Below are 20,474 nucleotides of genomic sequence, written 5' to 3'. Positions count from 1 at the left end.
TTCATTACTACAGGCGTACAACATGCAGGGATATAGGGCGGGAAATGAATCGTAGCGCGCGGCGCAAAATGCTCAGGGTGGTAGGGATCATCATGGTAGTTATGCTGCCGGTGATGCTTGCGCTATGGTTTGCCCAGCTACGAGCCGTTTCTGAAACAAGCGCCCAGCTACGCACATTTGCTGAACTGGCTTTAGACAAAACAGAGCTGGTTATTCAACAGGTTGAGCTGGCCAGGGACGAGGCGGTAAAATATCAGGGCGAGCTTTGCACGCCGGGACACCGTCAATATATGCTGAACGTTGTTCGTGGCCGCCTGTTTGTCGCCGATTTAATTTACGCTGAAGGTCAGAATTTTCTTTGTTCGACCGTTTTTACACCGGATCACCCCTACGCCATTCCTGTCGCTAATTACACGCGTAAACCTGACGTCGCTATCTATTATTATCGCGACACCCCATTTTATACTGGCTATAAAATGACATATATGCAGCGCGGAAATTATGTGGTTGTCGTCAATCCGCTTTCATACAGCGAAGTCATGTCCGCGGATCATTCTCTCTCCTGGGGTGTGTACGACACGGTAACCAATGCTTTCTTTTCCGTCAGCCAGAAAGCCAATGTTTCTTTATTAAATTCGATGATTCGGGATAAGGAATCGGTATTTCAAAAAGATAACCGCTTTTATACGATCGTAACATCTCCCAAAAGACCGATTGCGGCCATTGTCTCGACATCAAATAAACGCTTTTATGAAACGCTTTATCACCAGGCGACGTTGACGCTGCCGCTGGGCATGATCTGCAGCATTATTATTTTGCTGGTATGGTCCCGTACCCATCGTGAGCTTAATTCGCCGGGGCGCTTACTGCACCGCGCGCTGAACAAACGACAGCTTTGCGTCCACTATCAGCCGATTATTGATATTAAGAATAACCAGTGTGTGGGCGCGGAGGCGCTGTTACGCTGGCCTGGCTTTAACGGGCAGGTGATGAGCCCGGCTGAGTTTATCCCGCTGGCGGAAAGTGAGGGAATGAGCGAGCGGATTACGGACTATGTCGTTGAGGAGGTGTTCAACGATCTGGGTCATTTCCTGGCCGAGCATCCGCATCTCTATATTTCGATTAACCTGTCGGCCACGGACTTCCACTCCTCGCGGCTGATCGCCATGATTTCCGACAAGGCCCGCCACTACGCCGTCCGTGCGCAGCAAATCAAAATAGAAGTGACGGAGCGCGGTTTTATCGATGTGCCAAAAACCACCCCGGTGATTCAGGCTTTCCGTCAGGCGGGTTATGAAGTCGCGATCGATGATTTTGGTACCGGCTACTCAAACCTGCACAACCTCTACTCGCTGAACGTGGATATTCTGAAAATCGATAAATCGTTTATCGATACCTTAACGACTAACAGTACCAGCCACCTGATCGCCGAGCATATTATCGAGATGGCGCAAAGCCTGCGGCTGAAAACCATTGCGGAAGGGGTAGAGACGGCAGAGCAGGTGAGCTGGCTGTTGAAGCGCGGCGTCCAGTTTTGTCAGGGATGGCACTTCGCGAAAGCGATGCCGCCCCAGGAATTTATGACCTGGCAGCAGCAGCCTTTGCACTGAGGGTGATTAATTCAACTGGTGGCGATAGTCGCTCGGCGTGCGGTCAAACTCGCGGCGAAACACGCGGGAAAAGGTTTGTTGCGACACATAGCCAAGGTCCATCGCGATATCAAAAATGGGCCGCTGCGTGGAGCGTAGCGCCTGCGCCGCCAGCAGCAGTCTGCGCTGGCGAATGTACTCGCCCAGCGTCTGATGCATGACCGTGCGGAACATTCTCTGTAAATACCATTTCGAATAGCCCGACTTTTTAGCGACCACATCAATGTTCAACGGTTGGTCGATATGTTCATCAATCCATTCAATAAGCGTCTGAATAATCTGCTGATGCGACATAAGGTTGCCCCTCTGTAGATACAACTATCTCGGTTAATTCGTCGTTTTCTCTGCGGGGGAGTATAATTCCTCAAGTTAACTTGAGGTAAAGAGGTTTTATGGAAAAGAGATTGCCGCGCATTAAAGCGCTGTTAACCCCCGGCGAAGTGGCAAAGCGAAGCGGCGTTGCGGTATCGGCGCTCCACTTCTATGAAAGCAAAGGGTTAATTAAAAGCATCCGCAACGGCGGCAACCAGCGCCGCTATACCCGCGACGTGCTCCGCTACGTGGCGATTATCAAAATTGCGCAACGAATCGGAATCCCCCTGGCCACAATCGGCGAGGCGTTTGGCGTGCTGCCGGAAGGGCATACGCTTAGCCCGAAAGAGTGGAAAGAGCTGTCGTCCCAGTGGCGTGAAGAGCTGGACCGGCGTATCCATACGCTGGTCGCGCTGCGTGACGAGCTGGATGGCTGCATCGGCTGCGGCTGCCTGTCGCGTAGCGATTGTCCGTTGCGTAACCCCGGCGACAGGCTGGGCGAGCAGGGGACGGGGGCGCGGTTGCTGGAAGAGGATTGAGATTGTGCGGCCGGCAAAAAGCATAATAAAGAACTAAAGCGCCACATAAGGGCGCTTTAGTTTTTCCCGGTCTTTGTCTTTCACTCTATCCCGCTGGTTCACGGGAGGGTTTCCCCCGACATCAGCACCCCTCAGTGTCGAGCTGGTTGGGGAGGTTCCGGATTGTGCTGACACTTTAATTCTATGCAAGACCCGTTTTTTCGCCAGCCTCATTGACCGTTTTTTAGACGAATTTTTTTCGCGGTGTTGTTCAATTTTCTATAGTTAAAAAGTATGAATAACAGGAGAAAGCCATGCTCACGGTACACCACCTTAACCAGTCGCGCTCGCACCGCGCGATCTGGGCGCTGGAAGAACTCGGCCTGCCTTATGAGATCGTCCACTACCAACGCGAAAAGAACATGCTGGCGCCGGAGGCTCTCAAAAAGGTGCATCCGTTGGGTAAATCACCGGTTATCGAAGATAACGGACTGATCCTTGCAGAGTCGGGCGCCATCCTGGAGTACCTGCAGGAAACGTACGATCCCGAGTCACGCCTTAAGCCTTTAGATCCGGCGCATAAGGTGCAATACCGCTTCTGGCTGCATTACGCCGAAGGATCGCTGATGCCGCTGCTGTTAATGAAGCTGGTCTTCAACAGCCTCGGCAAGCCGCCGGTGCCGTTTGGTATCAGAACCCTGGGCAAAGCGCTGGGGCAGGGGGTGCAGAAAGCGTATCTCAACCGCCAGCTGGAGACCCATGCGCGCTTTATTGAATCACATCTTGCCGAAAACAGCTGGTTTGCCGGGGATTCGCTCAGCATGGCCGATATCCAGATGAGCTTCCCGATCTTTGCCCTGCTGGCGCGCGGCGGTATCGCTAATCTGCCGCATATTCAGGCATGGAAGGCAAAAGTTGAGAACAGCCCTGGCTGGCAAAGAACCCTGGAACAAGGTGGACCGTTATCTATTCCCGGTGAGGACTGAAATGTAAACAAATTGCGCATAGACGATAACGTTTGCGCATCCTCTGTTTATTTCTTCAGCGTCATAAGTGAATTTTAGCGAAAAACGAGAAAGTTCAGTTGAAAAGGGCGGGGATTACGCTAGATAATCGTTTGCCTTAATTTGACCACCCGTTTGTAAGCGCGGAGCTAAACGTTTGCTTTTTTTGTGACGCCCTTTCGTCACAAACGCAACACAAGGATTTGACGTTCAGCTGGCAGTGGCGTCTCCACCTCGCTTACGGACTTCCTAAAAAACTCTCAGGGGATGTTTTCTATGTCTACGCCATCTGCGCGTACTGGCGGTTCACTTGACGCCATGTTTAAAATTTCGGCCCGCGGCAGCACCGTGCGCCAGGAAATTGTTGCCGGTTTGACAACGTTTCTGGCGATGGTTTATTCCGTCATCGTTGTGCCGGGCATGCTGGGCAAAGCAGGCTTCCCGCCAGCGGCCGTCTTTGTGGCGACCTGCCTCGTGGCCGGCGTGGGCTCCATCGTGATGGGCCTGTGGGCGAACCTGCCGCTGGCGATTGGTTGCGCCATCTCTCTGACCGCGTTTACCGCGTTCAGCCTGGTGCTGGGACAGCACATCAGCGTACCGGTTGCGCTGGGTGCCGTGTTCCTGATGGGTGTGCTGTTTACCGTGATTTCGGCGACCGGCATCCGTAGCTGGATTTTGCGCAACCTGCCGCAGGGCGTGGCGCACGGTACCGGCATCGGTATCGGCCTGTTCCTGTTGTTGATCGCCGCCAACGGCGTCGGTCTGGTCATCAAGAACCCGCTGGACGGTCTGCCGGTGGCGCTGGGCCACTTCGCCAGCTTCCCGGTGATTATGTCGCTGATCGGCCTGGCGGTGATTATCGGTCTGGAAAAACTGAAAGTCCCGGGCGGCATTCTGCTGACCATTATCGGTGTATCCATCGTCGGCCTGATTTTCGATCCAACCGTACACTTCTCCGGTATCTTCGCCATGCCGTCGCTAAGCGATGACAAAGGCAACTCCCTGATTGGCAGCCTGGATATCGTTGGCGCGCTGAACCCGGTGATCCTGCCAAGCGTGCTGGCGCTGGTCATGACCGCCGTGTTTGACGCGACCGGTACCATTCGTGCGGTGGCCGGTCAGGCGAACCTGCTGGATAAAGACGGTCAGATTATTGACGGCGGCAAAGCGCTGACCACTGACTCCCTGAGCAGCGTCTTCTCTGGTCTGGTGGGCGCGGCGCCTGCGGCGGTGTACATCGAGTCCGCAGCGGGTACGGCGGCAGGCGGTAAAACCGGCCTGACGGCGATCACCGTCGGCGTGCTGTTCATGCTGATCCTGTTCCTCTCTCCGCTCTCCTATCTGGTTCCGGCGTATGCGACCGCGCCAGCGCTGATGTACGTTGGCCTGCTGATGCTGAGCAACGTGGCGAAAATCGACTTTGCGGATTTCGTGGACGCCATGTCTGGCCTGATCACCGCGGTCTTCATCGTCCTGACCTGTAACATCGTGACCGGCATTATGATTGGCTTCGCGTCGCTGGTGATTGGTCGTCTGGTTTCCGGTGAATGGCGCAAGCTGAACGTTGGCACCGTGATTATCGCCGTTGCGCTGGTGGCGTTCTACGCGGGCGGCTGGGCAATCTAAGTTGTCCATTGATGCGAAAACGGGTGGCTCAGGCCGCCCGTTTTTATTTTCAGGACTCATCCTGTTGCCTTTTGCGTTACTCTGGAGAAGATAGAATAAAAGGCACGACGCCTTCCGGAGTACATAAGCAACACAGCAAACAGGGAACGCATGGAAATCTTCTTCACAATACTCATCATGACCCTTGTGGTCTCGCTATCCGGGGTGGTTACACGCGTACTGCCCTTTCAGGTCCCCCTGCCATTAATGCAAATTGCCATCGGCGCGCTGCTGGCGTGGCCGACGTTTGGCCTCCACGTGGAATTTGACCCCGAACTGTTCCTCGTGCTGTTTATTCCGCCGCTGCTATTTGCCGATGGCTGGAAAACGCCCACGCGAGAATTCCTTGAGCATGGGCGCGAGATCTTCGGCCTGGCGCTGGCGCTGGTGGTGGTCACCGTCGTCGGGATTGGTTTTCTGATCTACTGGGCGGTTCCGGGTATTCCATTAATACCGGCTTTCGCGCTGGCCGCCGTGCTGTCGCCAACCGATGCCGTGGCGCTGTCCGGCATTGTGGGTGAAGGCCGTATTCCGAAGAAAATCATGGGGATTTTACAGGGTGAGGCGCTGATGAACGACGCCTCCGGCCTGGTTGCCCTGAAGTTTGCCGTGGCCGTTGCGATGGGCACGATGGTCTTTACCGTCGGCGGCGCGACGCTGGAATTCTTCAAGGTGGCGATTGGCGGTATTCTCGCAGGCTTCGTGGTGAGCTGGCTGTACGGCCGCTCATTGCGCTTCCTCAGCCGCTGGGGCGGCGATGAACCCGCAACGCAGATCGTACTGCTGTTCCTGCTGCCGTTTGCCTCTTATCTGATTGCCGAACATATCGGCGTGTCGGGCATTCTGGCAGCGGTTGCGGCGGGAATGACCATTACCCGTTCCGGCGTAATGCGCCGCGCGCCGCTGGCCATGCGTCTGCGTGCCAACAGCACCTGGGCCATGCTGGAATTTGTCTTTAACGGCATGGTGTTCCTGCTGTTGGGCCTGCAGCTGCCGGGCATTATGGAATCCTCGCTGGTGGCGGCGGAGGCCGATCCGAACGTTGAAGTCTGGATGCTGTTTACCGACATCGTGCTGATCTACATGGCGCTGATGCTGGTGCGTTTCGGTTGGCTGTGGACGATGAAAAACTTCAGCGTACGTTTCCTGAAGAAAAAGCCGATGGAGTTCGGCTCGTGGACAACGCGTGAGCTGCTGATCGCCTCTTTTGCGGGCGTACGCGGGGCGATCACCCTTGCCGGTGTACTCTCCATTCCGCTGCTGCTGCCCACGGGCGACGTCTTCCCGGCGCGCTACGAGCTGGTCTTCCTGGCGGCGGGCGTGATTCTCTTCTCACTGTTTGTCGGCGTGATTATGCTGCCTATTTTACTCCAGCATATTGATGCCGGTGATTCGACCCAGCAGCATAAAGAGGAGCGTATTGCCCGGGCGGCCACCGCCGAAGTGGCAATTGTCGCGATTCAGAAGATGGAAGAGCGTCTGGCCGCGGATGCGGAAGAGAACATCGACAATCAGCTGCTGACGGAAGTCAGTTCCCGCGTGATTGGTAACCTGCGCCGCCGCGCGGACGGGCGTAACGATGTGGAAAGCTCGCTGCAGGAGGAAAACCTGGAGCGTCGGTTCCGCCTGGCGGCGCTGCGCTCAGAGCGCGCCGAGCTGTACCATCTGCGCGCCACGCGCCAGATCAGCAACGAAACGCTGCAAAAGCTGCTGCACGATCTGGACCTGCTGGAAGCGCTGTTGATAGAGAATCAGTAGCGCTGTTTTTGCCCGGTGGCGCTGCGCTTACCGGGCCTACGTGCTCGATCGGTTCCCTCTCCTTGTGGGCTGAGGGTTTCCCACAAAATAATGCCTGCACGGACGACCCCCTCTCCCTTGAGGGAGAGGGCTGGGGTGAGGGGGAACATACGGCTGTGGAGGTCATTCCGTTCACTTTATGTTCCTTGCTACTCTGTAACGACATGACCGGTGAACGTGCCAGGGTGGCTCAATCGCCACCACCCTGGCGACCCGGGCTCCCGGCGGTAAATCGCCGCTTCGCGGTGCCCTCAGCTTATTCCTTCAGGCTATCGGGTCGGGCATGAGCCTGCATCCCTGCAGGCCACGCCCTCTCGGCGCATCCCTGCGCCTCGCCCCGGCCTTACGGAAACGCTTCGGCGATTTACAGCCGGACTAGGGTGTCGCTGTAAGTCATTAATTTTGCAGAAGAAGTTTTCATCGCTTCAAGTAAAAAATTACTGGAGATTCCTCAGCCCTGTGGGAGAGGGTTAGGGCACCCAAAACCCCTCACAACACTGCAGCCACGCCTGCGCGCTCTGCGATAAATACACCCCTTCACGCCAGATCATCCCCAGCTGCCAGTGCAGGTCGCTCTCCAGCGGGATCCAGCGCAGCGTGTTTTTATCCAGACGTTCGCAAATCGGCTGCGGCAGAATGGCAATCCCCACGCCGGCCTGCACCATCGCCGCCAGGAAATCCCACTGTCCGCTGCGCACCGCTATGCGCGGCTTGACGTTATGCTGGTTAAACAGCGTCATCAGCTGGCGGCTGAGAGCGAAGTCTTCGTTGTAGATCAGCAGAGGGTGCTCGCCGAGCAGTTCAGGTCTCACCGAGTCTAACTTCAGCCAGTCGCCGGAGCGGGGAACCAGCACGCACAGCGGGTGGCTAAAGAGCGGAAGCGTCGCCAGACCGCTCTCTTCCTCAACGGGAAGGGCGGTCATTGCCACGTCGAGCTCGCCGTTGGTGACGGCCTGCTGGACGGTTAACCCACCAAACTCCGAAATCTTCAGCTCAACGCCGGGATAACGCTGGCGAAACAGGCTAATCGGTCCGGCCATCATCATCCCCACCATTGGCGGAATGCCGAGGCGAAGGACACCTTTCTTCAGATGATTGATATCGCCCAGCTCAGCTTCCAGCTGGCGAAACTCCGCCAGAATCGCCAGCCCGCGTTCGAACACCACGCGTCCGGTGTCGGTCAGCAGCAGCTTGCGCCCGTCGCGGATCAGCAGGGTACAGTTCAGTTCATCTTCGAGGTTTTTCAGCATCTTGCTGATGGTGGGCTGGGTAACAAACAACTTCTCCGCTGCGCGGGTAAAACTTTGCTGACGAACCACTTCGACAAAATAGCGCAGCGTTCTTATGTCCATGATTATTCCTCGAAACTATACCTTTGATGATTTTAATTCATTTCAGTCCATACCGTGCGCTCTCTATACTGGCGCCTCGTCTCATTTTTGAGGAAAACCCCCATGGCCGTGGCGTTAAGCCGTGTTACGCCTGCCGTTGTGCAACGACTCCAGGTCCCGGTGCAGGTACTGCTCTACGCGGGACTGTTTGTTTTCGCGGAATATCTTGTCGGCTGGCTGCATCTGCCGCTGCCCGCCAATCTTGTCGGGATGCTGCTGATGCTGACGCTTATTCTGTGCCGCGTGATCCCCCTTAACTGGGTGCGCGCCGGGGCGCGCTGGCTGCTGGCGGAGATGCTGCTGTTCTTTGTTCCGGCGGTGGTGGCGGTGGTGAACTATGCGCAGCTGCTGATGGTGGACGGCTGGCGAATCTTTGCGGTTATCGCGCTGAGTACGCTGATGGTGCTGGGGGCGACCGCCTGGGTGGTGGATAAAGTGTATCGCTTTGAAATCAGCAGGCATAAACATGACTAACTTTCAGATCAGCGTCTTGTGCCTGATTGCGACGCTGGCGATCTACTTCGCCAACAAGCGGCTCTATCGCCGCTTTCATGCCCTGCCGCTGATGCCGCTGGTCTTCACGCCGATCCTGCTGGTGCTGATGCTGGTCTTCGGCCACATCTCCTGGCAGAACTACATTGGCGAATCCCACTGGCTGCTGTGGCTGCTCGGCCCGGCGACCATCGCTTTTGCCGTCCCCGTTTACGACAACCTCGCCATTATCAAACGCCACTGGATGTCGCTCAGCGCGGGTGTAATCACCGCCACGGTGGTGGCGGTGTGCAGCTCCGTCTGGCTGGCGCGGCTATTTACGCTGCCCGATGAAATTCAGCGCAGCCTGGCGGTGCGTTCGGTAACCACGCCGTTTGCGCTGGCGGCCGCTAAACCGCTCGGCGGGCAACCGGATCTGGTGGCGCTGTTTGTGGTGGTGACGGGCGTCTTTGGGATGGCCGTCGGGGATATGCTCTTTCTGCGGCTTTCTATCCGGGAAGGGATGGCGAAAGGCGCGGGGTTTGGCGCGGCGTCGCACGGGGCGGGCACGGCACGTTCGTATGAGCTGGGCCAGCAGGAGGGCGTTGTCGCGAGCCTGGTGATGATGCTTTCGGGCGTGGTAATGGTGCTGATTGCGCCGCTGGTGGCGTGGGTGATGTTTTAAGCTCCCCGGCAAGAACGGCCGGGGAGAAAGGCTTAGTGCGCGCGGCCCTGCTCAACGCCAAGGCCGGTTTGCGAGCGGATAAACTGGGCGCGGAATTTCTCACGCTCCAGGTTACCCTCCGGCGAATTGTCGGTGGCCGAGAAGAACCAGATGCCGATAAACGCCACGGCGATCGAGAACAGCGCCGGGTATTCATACGGGAAGATAGCGCTTGCGTGACCGAGTATCTGCACCCAGATGGTCGGGCCCAGAATCATCAGGATCACCGCCGTCAGCAGCCCCAGCCAGCCGCCAATCATCGCGCCACGGGTGGTCAGCTTCGACCAGTACATGGAGAGCAGGATGATCGGGAAGTTACAGCTTGCCGCAATCGAGAAGGCCAGCCCCACCATAAAGGCGATGTTCTGCTTCTCAAACAGAATGCCTAACAGAATCGCCACCACGCCCAGCACCAGCACGGTGATTTTCGAGACCTTCAGCTCGTCGCGCTCGCTCGCGCCTTTGCGGAATACGTTGGCGTAGAGGTCATGCGATACCGCAGACGCGCCTGCCAGCGTCAGCCCTGCAACCACCGCAAGAATGGTGGCGAAGGCCACGGCGGAGATAAAGCCGAGGAACAGGTTACCGCCCACCGCATCGGCCAGGTGCACCGCCGCCATGTTGTTACCGCCAATCAGCGCGCCCGCCGCGTCTTTAAACGCCGGGTTCGCCCCCACCAGCATGATCGCGCCAAAGCCGATGATAAAGGTGAGGATATAGAAGTAACCCATGAAACCGGTGGCGTAAAAGACGCTCTTGCGCGCTTCACGCGCATCGCTCACGGTGAAGAAACGCATCAGGATATGCGGCAGGCCCGCAGTACCGAACATCAGGCCGAGACCGAGCGAGAGCGCGGATATCGGGTCTTTCACCAGCCCGCCCGGGCTCATGATCGCTTCCCCTTTCGGGTGGACCGCCATCGCTTCGGTGAACAGGTTATTGAAGCTGAACCCGACGTGCTTCATCACCATAAAGGCCATAAAGCTGGCGCCGAACAGCAGCAGAACGGCTTTGATGATCTGCACCCAGGTGGTTGCCAGCATGCCGCCGAACAGGACGTACATCACCATCAGCACGCCAACCAGCACCACCGCGATGTGGTAGTTCAGGCCGAACAGCAGTTCGATCAATTTACCCGCGCCCACCATCTGCGCAATCAGGTACAGCGCCACCACCACCAGCGAACCGCAGGCGGAGAGGGTGCGAATCGGACCCTGCTTCAGGCGATAGGAGGCCACGTCAGCGAAGGTGTAGCGTCCCAGGTTGCGCAAGCGTTCGGCAATCAGGAACAGGATGATCGGCCAGCCGACGAGGAAGCCGAGGGAGTAGATCAGGCCGTCATAGCCGGAGGTGTAGACCAGCGCGGAGATCCCCAGGAAAGAGGCGGCGGACATAAAGTCACCCGCAATCGCCAGCCCGTTCTGGAAGCCGGTAATGTTGCCGCCTGCGGTGTAGTAATCGTTACGGGAGCGCACGCGTTTCGACGCCCAGTAGGTGATGTACAGCGTCAGCAGGACGAAAATCAGGAACATCACTATGGCCTGCCAGTTGGTTGGCTGGCGCTGGACCTCGCCGGTAATGGCATCCGCCGCGTGGGCGGCAAAGGGAAGCGTGGCGGCGAGCGCCGTCAGAACTCTCTTCATGATGCTTTTACCTCTTGCAGTACCGCTTTATTAAGTCGATCGAATTCACCGTTCGCGCGCCAGACGTAGACGCCTGTCAGCAAGAATGAAATCACAATCACGCCAATACCAATCGGAATACCGCGCGTCACGCTGGTCCCCTCGTGCAGAGGGGTGCCCAGCCAGTGCGGGGCAAAGGCGATCAGCAGAATAAAGCCGACGTAGATAACCAGCATGATGATGGAAAGGATGAAGGCAAACCGTTGCCGCTTATCGACGAGCTCCCTGTAGTGCGCACTATTCTCTATCTGCTGACAAATATCGTTATTCATCACAGAGTCTCCAAAGGTAAGGTAGGTTTGTTTTTAGTCCCCTCTCCCCTTTGGGGAGAGGGTTAGGGTGAGGGGAGGAAGGTGCGGTCTGATGCCCTCACCCCAGCCCTCTCCCACAGGGAGAGGGAGAAAACACTAGGAAGGCATCGCGATGGCCTGCTTCTCTTCGAGCAGTTTTTCCACCACGCCAGGATCCGCGAGCGTTGAGGTATCACCGAGGTTGCTGGTGTCTCCTGCCGCGATTTTGCGCAAGATACGACGCATAATTTTGCCGGAACGGGTTTTCGGCAGCGAGTCGGTCCAGTGCAGCACGTCCGGCGTCGCCAGCGGGCCAATCTCTTTACGCACCCAGTTGCGCACCTCAGCGTAGAGCTCAGGCGACGGCTCTTCGCCGTGGTTCAGGGTGACATAGGCGTAAATCGCCTGGCCTTTGATGTTGTGCGGAATGCCCACAACCGCCGCTTCGGCAATCTTCGGATGCGACACCAGCGCCGATTCAATCTCAGCGGTGCCCAGACGGTGGCCGGAGACGTTCAGCACGTCGTCCACGCGCCCGGTTATCCAGTAATAGCCATCTTCGTCACGACGCGCGCCGTCGCCGCTGAAGTACATGTTTTTAAAGGTCGAGAAGTAGGTCTGCTCGAAGCGATCGTGATCGCCGAACAGGGTACGCGCCTGACCCGGCCAGGAGTCAGTGATCACCAGGTTGCCTTCGGTGGCGCCTTCCAGCGGGTTGCCTTCGTTATCCACCAGCGCAGGCTGCACGCCGAAGAATGGACGGGTTGCGGAACCGGCCTTCAGCTGCGTGGCGCCCGGCATCGGAGTGATCATGAAGCCGCCGGTTTCGGTCTGCCACCAGGTGTCCATCACCGGGCATTTCTCGTTGCCGATTTTCTTCCAGTACCACTCCCAGGCTTCCGGGTTGATTGGCTCACCCACGGAACCGAGGATGCGCAATGAAGAGCGGTCAGTGCCTTCGATGGCTTTATCGCCTTCCGCCATTAATGCGCGGATCGCCGTTGGCGCGGTGTAGAGAATGTTGACCTGGTGTTTGTCGACCACCTGACACATACGCGCCGGGGTCGGCCAGTTTGGTACGCCCTCAAACATCAGCGTTGTTGCGCCACAGGCCAGCGGGCCGTACAGCAGGTAGCTGTGTCCGGTAACCCAGCCCACGTCGGCGGTACACCAGTAGATGTCGCCCGGATGGTAGTCGAAGACGTATTTGAAGGTGGTGGCCGCATAGACCAGATAGCCGCCGGTGGTGTGCAGCACGCCTTTCGGCTTACCGGTGGAGCCGGAGGTATAAAGAATGAACAGCGGATCTTCTGCGTTCATCTCTTCCGGTTGATGCTGGTCGCTCGCGTTCTCGATCAGGTCGCTCCACCACAGGTCGCGCCCCTCGTTCCAGTCGATTTTGCCGCCGGTACGCTTAAGGACGATGACGTTACTGACCGTTTTGACGTTCGGGTTTTTCAGCGCTTCGTCGACGTTTTTCTTCAGTGGGATTCCGCGCCCGGCTCGCACGCCTTCATCGGCGGTGATCACCAGTTTTGAACTGGAATCGACAATACGGCCCGCAACCGCCTCTGGCGAGAACCCGCCGAAAATCACCGAGTGAATTGCGCCGATACGCGCACAGGCCAGCATGGCCACCGCCGCTTCCGGCACCATCGGCATATAGATAGCAACCACATCGCCTTTTTTAATGCCCTTTTCCAGCAGGACATTGGCGAAGCGGCACACGTCGCGGTGCAGCTCTTTGTACGTAATATGTTTGCTTTGCGAGGCGTCATCGCCTTCCCAGATGATGGCCGTCTCATTCCCGCGCTCGGCAAGGTGACGGTCAAGGCAGTTCGCCGCCAGGTTCAGGGTGCCATCTTCATACCATTTAATGGAGACATTGCCGGGTGCAAAGGAGGTGTTCTTCACCTTCTGATAAGGTTTGATCCAGTCCAGGATATGGCCCTGCTCACCCCAGAAGGTGTCCGGGGAGGTGACAGACTGCTGATATTTCTCGTGGTACTGCTCCGGGGTGATCAGGCAACGGTCCGCAATATTTGCGGGAATGTCGTGTTTATGTATTTGGCTCATGGCTTTTTTTCTCCTTGTAAGATGTTAATAATATGTCGCAAAAACGTTAATTGTAGGGGCTTTACAAGCTTTGTTTATTATTTGGGCTACAGATCACGCATTGTTTGAAGAGTATGAAAAATGAGCGAATGAAACTTTGAAGGAAAATAATTGATGCTGACGATTATTCACATTTATGTTTAAAAAAGCGTTTTTATAACAAAAGGTTATTTATCAGAATTAGAACAAACTCACGTCATCGTCGCTTTTATGAGTGAAACGCGTCGTTCTTTAAGGCTTGCGCAACAGGTCGCGCAAATGATACTCATACGCCGCGTTAAAAAATCCCATAAACCAACGCAACACAATTCATACCCTTTCAGTATGTCTCCCTGTTCATGCAGTTTGAGTGAATAAGGTGCTTCATTGAGGAAGTCAGTTTCTATGAAAAACGTTAAAGTCAGCCTTGCCTGGCAGATCTTAATCGCCCTTGTGCTGGGCATCTTGCTGGGCAGTTACCTCCACTATCATAGCGACAGCCGCGAATGGCTGATTGCGAACCTGCTCTCTCCGGCAGGGGATATCTTTATTCATCTGATCAAGATGATTGTGGTACCGATTGTGATCTCGACGCTGGTGGTCGGTATTGCGGGCGTCGGCGATGCGAAGCAGTTAGGCCGTATTGGTGCGAAAACCATTATCTATTTCGAAGTGATCACTACGGTTGCGATTATCCTCGGTATCACGCTGGCGAACGTGTTCCAGCCGGGTTCCGGGATCGATATGTCGCAGCTGGCCACGGTGGATATTTCGAAATACCAAAGTACGACCGCTGACGTGCAGAGCCATGCGCATGGCCTGATGGGCACTATCCTGTCGCTGGTGCCGACCAACATCGTGGCGTCGATGGCGAAGGGCGAGATGCTGCCTATCATCTTCTTCTCTGTGCTGTTTGGTCTGGGGCTCTCTTCCCTGCCGGCGACGCACCGTGAGCCGCTGGTGACCGTGTTCCGCTCTATCTCCGAAACCATGTTCAAAGTGACCCACATGGTGATGCGTTACGCGCCGGTAGGGGTGTTTGCGCTTATCGCGGTGACCGTGGCGAACTTCGGTTTTGCCTCCCTGTGGCCGCTGGCGAAGCTGGTGCTCCTGGTTCACTTCGCCATTCTGTTCTTCGCGCTGGTGGTGCTGGGGATTGTGGCGCGTCTGTGCGGGCTGAGCATCTGGATCCTGATTCGCATCCTGAAAGATGAGCTGATTCTGGCGTACTCCACGGCAAGTTCTGAGAGCGTGCTGCCGCGCATCATTGAGAAGATGGAAGCCTACGGCGCGCCTGCCTCTATTACCAGCTTCGTGGTACCGACCGGCTACTCCTTTAACCTGGACGGTTCGACGCTGTACCAGAGCATCGCCGCTATCTTTATTGCGCAGCTGTACGGCATTGACCTGTCGCTGTGGCAGGAGATCGTGCTGGTGCTGACGCTGATGGTGACGTCCAAAGGTATTGCAGGCGTACCGGGCGTTTCGTTCGTGGTGCTGCTGGCGACGCTGGGCAGCGTCGGTATTCCGCTGGAAGGCCTGGCCTTTATCGCGGGCGTGGACCGTATCCTCGACATGGCGCGTACGGCGCTGAACGTGGTGGGTAATGCGCTGGCGGTGCTGGTTATCGCCAAGTGGGAACACAAGTTCGATCGTAAAAAAGCGCTGGCGTATGAACGCGAGGTGCTGGGTCGTTTTGATAAGACGGCCGACCAGTAACATCCTAAGCCCGGTGGCGCTGCGCTTACCGGGCCTACGGATTTTGTAGGCCGGGTAAGGCGAAGCCGCCACCCGGCACTTTACTCTCCGCTCAGCGCATCAAACTCTTCACATCCCGTATCAAACCCTTCAGTACAGCTCAGGTTCAACCAGTACAGCGCTTTCTGTTTATTGGGCGTGATAAAGCCTTTCTCACCCTGCCTGAACAACATCCCTGCCCAGTACTCGGCGTAGCCGGTACGCGAAAGGGCTGAACTTCGCTTGAACCACGAGGCGGCCTGCACGTCGTCCTGGGCCACTTCAACGCCGTTGGCATAAATCAGCCCCAGCAGCATTTGCGCATCTACCGCAGAGTCGTTGTCGATATCTTCGGCCGCCGTTTGCAGCAGTTTGATAGCCTGAGGATAGTCAGTTTTACCTGCCTGAGTGTTGACCAGCACGCGCGCCAGCATGATCGTGCCGCGTTTGCTGCCTGCGATGGTTGCCTGCTGCGCCAGCGCCTTAGCTTGCGCATAATTTCCCTGGGTAAAGAGGATTTGCGAGAGCAGTCCCATGGCGTCGACATCGCCACCTTTAGCGGCTTTCTCGGCCCACAGCGCGGCCTGCTTGCTGTCACCGGAGCTAAAGTATGTATCGGCCAAATAATACTGGGCACGGGCGTCACCCGCTTCAGCCTGTTCTTTGTACTGGCTGCCAATCTCGTCGGCACGGACAAGCGATGTAAAAAGTAACAACAACAGAAAAATATGTTTCATAGGTTCTTATCATCGGGGTACACGCCGCGCAGTATAATCGCGGCGACAGAAGAAAAAAATGGGTGCATTAAGACCTCAGCATCCTGCAAGTCGGGCGGAACAGTGGTTCCGCCCGTAGAGGTTAGCCTGCGTTACAGGCTAATTTAGCCGCCACCTCCTGATGCTCACTCTTTATTGAAAACTCGCATAGCTTACCTCGAGTAATAAAGGTAAAGATCACTATCGTCAGGCAAATAATAAAGACGATGCCTAACGCAGTTTTTAATGGCGTCATGCCTTTTACTCCTTGTCAAAAAAAGAATAAGAGGCTACTCTCAACTTGTTCGGAGTTGAGGGAGTAGCCTCGGGTTGTACTGACCCCAAAAAGTTGGACAGTTAAACACGAGGCACATAGGTCTGGGTTCGATATTCAATTGGACTCAGACCTTTTAATTTCAGGCTAATTCTTCTGCTGTTGTAGTAGTCAATATATTCCGTAACAGCATCCTTCAGTTCGCTTATATTACTGAACTCGTCAAGATAAAAACACTCCGACTTTAAGGTTCCAAAGAAACATTCCACGACTGCATTATCCAGACAATTGCCTTTTCTGGACATGCTCTGTGTAATGCCTTGTTCTTTAAGGATGTTTTGATACCTTCTCATACGATACTGCCATCCCTGGTCAGAGTGCAGAATAGGATGCTCGTGAGGCTTAAGCTTTTTGAATGCCTGATCGAGCATATTCTCGACCATGTTCATCACAGGTCTTTCCGACAGGCTGTAAGAAATAACTTCGTTGTTGAAGAGATCTATTACTGGAGACAAATACAGCTTTCGCCCATTGACTGCAAATTCAGTAACGTCGGTAACCCACTTCTCGTTTGGCCGTGTAGCCTTGAAATCCCTTTGGAGAACATTGGGGGCGGTTTGCCCTACCTCTCCTCTGTAGGAGCTGTATCGCTTGACCTTAATCGCTGCCTTAAGCGAGAGGGTTCCCATCAGGCGCTGAACGGCTTTATGGTTAATCCGTTCCCCGTCTCGATGGAGAGACAACGTTACCCTACGGTATCCGTAACGACCTTTATTCTCGTGATAAATCTCACCAATACGCTTTTTAACATCCGCATACTTATCAGGCTTGCTGAGAGCCTTTAGATGGTAATAAAACGTACTGCGCGGTATCTCCGCTGCCTTGAGAAGCTCATCAAGAGGGTAAAACTGCCTTAGCTCGTTGAGTACTTTCACTTTTTCGCGGGATGAGCTAAGGCTTTCAGCTTTTTTAGATACGTAAGCCGCATTTCAAGGAATCGAACTTGTCTTTCAAGATCCTCAATACGTCGGTCTTTCGACAGCTCCAATGCTAACGCCGCTTTTTCTGGATCAACTGACATTGTAATGTTTCTTTTGGTGCCGATCTTGAGTGCGCGTAAACCAGCTTCTCCGTGCTCCTCATAGACTTTCAGCCACTTGGCTACAGAACCACTACCAGCAAGCATAAAGTGAGCAGCAGCCTGATTGAGGGACATCTGCTGCTCGGTCACGGCTTTCACGACCTTAATGCGCAACTCTGGATCAGCACTAACGCCTTTAGGTTTGGGAATTAAACCTTTTTCTCCATGTTTTTCATAGAGGGCAACCCACGTCCTGACCTGGGTTCGAGGCACACCAAAACGTGCAGAGATGATCCTGTAACCATCATCAGTTGTGAAGTAGTGATTCACGACTTCAAGGCGCTTTTCGAAGGGGTATTTTGGCTTTGACATATCAGGGACTATTCCATTTCATCGTCCAACAAAATGGGTGCAGTACAGGTAAATGAAAATTTCCCGGGGCTTTCTACTTTCTGTCCCTCAACAATGCTCAAGACAGAAAGTCTTAAGCACCCGCCGCACATCTTATCCCTCTGAATTAAAATGCAAAGATGTAATTCTTTTTCGCGAGAATTACATTATTTCTGCGAGCCGCTTTCCAGATTAATAATTGATATATTTGATGAGTTAATCGGAAATAAAAAGGGAGTGAATATCTCACTCCCTTTATTCACTGATGAATTAACGGCTTCAACCCATTGCGCTTTCTCGCAGTCGGGCTTTCAGCTTGTTATATTCGTCGATGACGTACTGTTCCGCTGCGTGCTGATCCGCAATCGGCTCCACGCGTACGGCGCAGTATTTATACTCCGGCGTTTTGGTTATCGGGCTTAAGTTCTCCGTGACCAGCTCGTTACAGGCGCCAATCCACCACTGGTAGGTCATATAGACCGCCCCTTTGTTCGGACGGTCGCTGACCTGCGCACGGGTAATGATCCGGCCTTTGCGCGAGTTCACCCACACCAGCGCTTCATCCTCAATGCCGAGGCGCGCTGCGTCGGCGGTGTTGATTTGCGCGTAGCCCGGTTCGTCCGCCAGCGCCGCCAGCGCGGCGCAGTTACCCGTCATCGAACGACAGGAGTAGTGGCCCACTTCACGCACGGTGGAGAGCACCATCGGATACTCGTCGGTGAGTTTATCGATCGGCGCGACCCAGTCGCAGGTGAAGAATTGCGCCAGCCCGTTCGGGGTGTCGAACTTCTCTTTAAAGAGGTATGACGTCCCCTGGTCGGCCTCCGACTCATCCCGGCACGGCCACTGGATATATCCCAGCTCACCCATTTTTTCATAGGTGGCGCCGTAGAAGTCCGGACACAGGCTGCGCAACTCGTCCCAGATCTCCTGGGTGTTGTTGTAGTGCATCGGGTAGCCCATACGGGTGGCGATTTCGCTGATAATCTGCCAGTCCGTTTTCAGATCCCACTTCGGCTCGACCGCCTTGAAGAAGCGCTGGAAGCCGCGGTCGGCCGCCGTGTAGACGCCTTCATGCTCGCCCCAGGAGGTCGACGGTAAAATGACATCCGCCGCCGCCGCGGTTTTGGTCATGAAGATATCCTGGACAATCACCAGCTCCAGATCCTCAAACCCTTTACGCACTGCAGAGAGCTCGGCGTCGGTCTGAAGCGGATCTTCGCCCATGATGTAGGCCGCACGCACCTCGCCGTGCGCCGCGCGGTGCGGCAGCTCGCTGATGCGATATCCGGTGTGTTCCGGCAGGCTTTCCACGCCCCAGGCCTTCGCGAATTTCTCGCGGTTTTCCGGGAACTTCACGTACTGGTAGCCCGGGTAGGTGTCCGGCAGCGCGCCCATATCGCAGGCGCCCTGGACGTTATTCTGCCCACGTACCGGGTTGACGCCGACGTGCGCTTTACCCAGATTGCCGGTCAGCATCGCGAGGCTGGTCAGGGAACGTACGGTTTCCACGCCCTGATAGAACTGGGTCACGCCCATTCCCCACAGGATGGCGGCGGTTTTCGCCCCGGCATACATCCGTGCCGCCTGGCGGATCTCCTGCGCGCCGACGCCGGTGATTGTTTCCACCGACTCTGGCGTATAGCCTTCGACAATTTTCCGATACTCTTCAAAACCTTCCGTACGGGTCGCGACAAATGCCTGGTCGTACAGGTTCTCCTCAATAATGACGTGCCCCATTGCGTTCAATAGCGCGATGTTCGAGCCGTTTTTCAACGCGATGTGCATATCCGCAATGCGCGCGGTTTCAATTTTGCGCGGATCGCAGACGATGATTTTCGCCCCGTTCTGCTTAGCGCGAATAACGTGGTTCGCGACGATAGGGTGAGAATCCGCCGGGTTATAGCCAAAAATGAAGACGAGATCGGTGTTATCTATCTCGTTGATGGCATTACTCATTGCGCCGTTACCGACCGACTGGTGCAGACCTGCAACCGATGGGCCGTGTCAAACGCGAGCGCAGCAGTCGACGTTATTGGTTCCAATAACGGCGCGCGCGAATTTTTGCATCACATAGTTGGTTTCATTCCCCGTCCCGCGTGAAGAGCCGGTGGTCTGAATCGCATCCGGGCCATACTTGGCCTTGATGGCGCTCAGACGCGTGGCGACGTAATCCAGCGCCTCGCTCCAGGAGACGGCTTCCAGCTTGCCGCCGCGCTCGCGGCGGATCATAGGGGTTTTCAGGCGCGGGGTGAGGATTTGGGTATCGTTAATAAAATCCCAGCCGTAGTAACCTTTCAGGCATAGCGTGCCCTGGTTGGTTTTCCCCTGTGCGGCCTCTGCCCGGACGATTTTGCCGTTATCGACCACCAGGTGGATCTTGCAACCTGAGGCACAATAAGGGCAAACCGTGACGACTTTTTTCATCAGTCTGCTCCAGTTAATCGAATCATTCGCACCCACTATGCAGCTTCTATGCCATGTTTTTTGTATGGGTATGCCCTGACTTTACGGTCCCTCCGCGGTGAAAACCCTGACAAAAAGCAGCCAATCGTCAAAATTGACGTGTCGACAGGGCAGCGGATGTGACATGGGTTGAATTTCCGTCACTGAAAAAACCATTTGACTGGAGCAGACGGC

Annotated in this window: 17 protein-coding genes; 8 read left to right on the top strand and 9 right to left on the bottom strand. The window is 55.5% G+C overall.

Annotation, left to right across the window (positions count from 1 at the left end; translation table 11 throughout):
* Positions 1 to 44 precede the first annotated feature (44 nt).
* Positions 45 to 1,610: an EAL domain-containing protein gene (locus INF68_RS11410; protein WP_032662576.1), complete on the top strand. Its 1,566-nt coding sequence runs from the start codon at positions 45 to 47 to the stop codon at positions 1,608 to 1,610.
* A gap of 6 nt (positions 1,611 to 1,616) precedes the next feature.
* Here INF68_RS11410 and soxS read toward each other — a convergent pair whose 3' ends face one another.
* Positions 1,617 to 1,943 (bottom strand): superoxide response transcriptional regulator SoxS, encoded by a 327-nt coding sequence (soxS, locus tag INF68_RS11405; protein ID WP_013095071.1) that lies wholly within the window; start codon positions 1,941 to 1,943, stop codon positions 1,617 to 1,619.
* A 98-nt stretch (positions 1,944 to 2,041) separates the two neighbouring features.
* Here soxS and soxR point away from each other — a divergent pair, with 98 nt between their 5' ends.
* From soxR to INF68_RS11385, 4 genes are all read left to right on the top strand, one after another.
* Positions 2,042 to 2,500, top strand: a complete 459-nt coding sequence (soxR, locus tag INF68_RS11400) for a redox-sensitive transcriptional activator SoxR (protein ID WP_023331806.1) — start codon at positions 2,042 to 2,044, stop codon at positions 2,498 to 2,500.
* A 293-nt stretch (positions 2,501 to 2,793) separates the two neighbouring features.
* A complete protein-coding gene (locus INF68_RS11395; RefSeq protein WP_126787117.1) occupies positions 2,794 to 3,465 on the top strand; it encodes a glutathione S-transferase family protein in 672 nt (223 codons plus the stop codon).
* Between the two features lie 294 nt (positions 3,466 to 3,759).
* The gene (ghxP, locus tag INF68_RS11390) at positions 3,760 to 5,109 is read left to right on the top strand and encodes a guanine/hypoxanthine transporter GhxP (protein ID WP_023310059.1); all 1,350 of its coding nucleotides are present in this window, start codon (positions 3,760 to 3,762) and stop codon (positions 5,107 to 5,109) included.
* A gap of 150 nt (positions 5,110 to 5,259) precedes the next feature.
* On the top strand, positions 5,260 to 6,906 hold the full coding sequence (locus INF68_RS11385) for a Na+/H+ antiporter (protein ID WP_023310060.1): 1,647 nt from the start codon (positions 5,260 to 5,262) through the stop codon (positions 6,904 to 6,906).
* Positions 6,907 to 7,415: 509 nt separating this feature from the next.
* On the opposite strand, the gene INF68_RS11380 is transcribed toward INF68_RS11385, so the two are convergent.
* Positions 7,416 to 8,297: a LysR family transcriptional regulator gene (locus INF68_RS11380; protein ID WP_126787116.1), complete on the bottom strand. Its 882-nt coding sequence runs from the start codon at positions 8,295 to 8,297 to the stop codon at positions 7,416 to 7,418.
* Positions 8,298 to 8,399: 102 nt separating this feature from the next.
* On the opposite strand from INF68_RS11380, the gene INF68_RS11375 reads away from it, so the two are divergent.
* The gene (locus tag INF68_RS11375) at positions 8,400 to 8,810 is read left to right on the top strand and encodes a CidA/LrgA family protein (RefSeq protein WP_021242769.1); all 411 of its coding nucleotides are present in this window, start codon (positions 8,400 to 8,402) and stop codon (positions 8,808 to 8,810) included.
* Entirely contained in the window at positions 8,803 to 9,492 is a 690-nt protein-coding gene (locus INF68_RS11370) for an LrgB family protein (RefSeq protein ID WP_023310063.1), read from the top strand. Before INF68_RS11375 ends, INF68_RS11370 begins: the two co-directional genes overlap by 8 nt.
* 32 nt (positions 9,493 to 9,524) lie before the next feature.
* Here the strand turns inward: INF68_RS11370 and actP are convergent, their stop codons facing one another.
* The 3 genes from actP to acs all read right to left on the bottom strand — a co-directional run bounded on the left by actP (position 9,525) and on the right by acs (position 13,579).
* Complete coding sequence (gene actP / locus INF68_RS11365) at positions 9,525 to 11,174, bottom strand: cation/acetate symporter ActP (RefSeq protein WP_032662568.1); 1,650 nt, start codon at positions 11,172 to 11,174, stop codon at positions 9,525 to 9,527.
* Complete coding sequence (locus INF68_RS11360; RefSeq protein WP_023310065.1) at positions 11,171 to 11,485, bottom strand: DUF485 domain-containing protein; 315 nt, start codon at positions 11,483 to 11,485, stop codon at positions 11,171 to 11,173. Before INF68_RS11360 ends, actP begins: the two co-directional genes overlap by 4 nt.
* Positions 11,486 to 11,620: 135 nt before the next feature.
* Complete coding sequence (acs, locus tag INF68_RS11355; protein ID WP_126787115.1) at positions 11,621 to 13,579, bottom strand: acetate--CoA ligase; 1,959 nt, start codon at positions 13,577 to 13,579, stop codon at positions 11,621 to 11,623.
* A 423-nt stretch (positions 13,580 to 14,002) separates the two neighbouring features.
* Here acs and gltP point away from each other — a divergent pair, with 423 nt between their 5' ends.
* A complete protein-coding gene (gene gltP / locus INF68_RS11350; RefSeq protein ID WP_023310067.1) occupies positions 14,003 to 15,316 on the top strand; it encodes a glutamate/aspartate:proton symporter GltP in 1,314 nt (437 codons plus the stop codon).
* An 80-nt stretch (positions 15,317 to 15,396) separates the two neighbouring features.
* Here the strand turns inward: gltP and INF68_RS11345 are convergent, their stop codons facing one another.
* The 4 genes from INF68_RS11345 to fdhF all read right to left on the bottom strand — a co-directional run bounded on the left by INF68_RS11345 (position 15,397) and on the right by fdhF (position 20,261).
* Positions 15,397 to 16,071, bottom strand: a complete 675-nt coding sequence (locus tag INF68_RS11345) for a tetratricopeptide repeat protein (RefSeq protein WP_126787114.1) — start codon at positions 16,069 to 16,071, stop codon at positions 15,397 to 15,399.
* A gap of 121 nt (positions 16,072 to 16,192) precedes the next feature.
* Entirely contained in the window at positions 16,193 to 16,345 is a 153-nt protein-coding gene (locus INF68_RS11340) for a Hok/Gef family protein (RefSeq protein ID WP_023299102.1), read from the bottom strand.
* A gap of 101 nt (positions 16,346 to 16,446) precedes the next feature.
* Positions 16,447 to 17,816 (bottom strand): IS3-like element ISKpn8 family transposase gene (locus INF68_RS11335; protein WP_085949440.1). Its coding sequence is split into 2 segments (ribosomal slippage): positions 16,447 to 17,336 and positions 17,336 to 17,816, totalling 1,371 coding nucleotides; the frame shifts between segments, so codons are not numbered across the junction.
* A gap of 297 nt (positions 17,817 to 18,113) precedes the next feature.
* Complete coding sequence (fdhF, locus tag INF68_RS11330) at positions 18,114 to 20,261, bottom strand: formate dehydrogenase subunit alpha (protein WP_126787113.1); 2,148 nt, start codon at positions 20,259 to 20,261, stop codon at positions 18,114 to 18,116.
* Positions 20,262 to 20,474 lie beyond the last annotated feature (213 nt).

Origin of the sequence: Enterobacter cloacae complex sp. P16RS2, assembly GCF_014982155.1 — a bacterium.
GTDB lineage: Bacteria > Pseudomonadota > Gammaproteobacteria > Enterobacterales > Enterobacteriaceae > Enterobacter > Enterobacter cloacae_M.
This window is presented reverse-complemented; position numbering and strand designations above follow the sequence as displayed.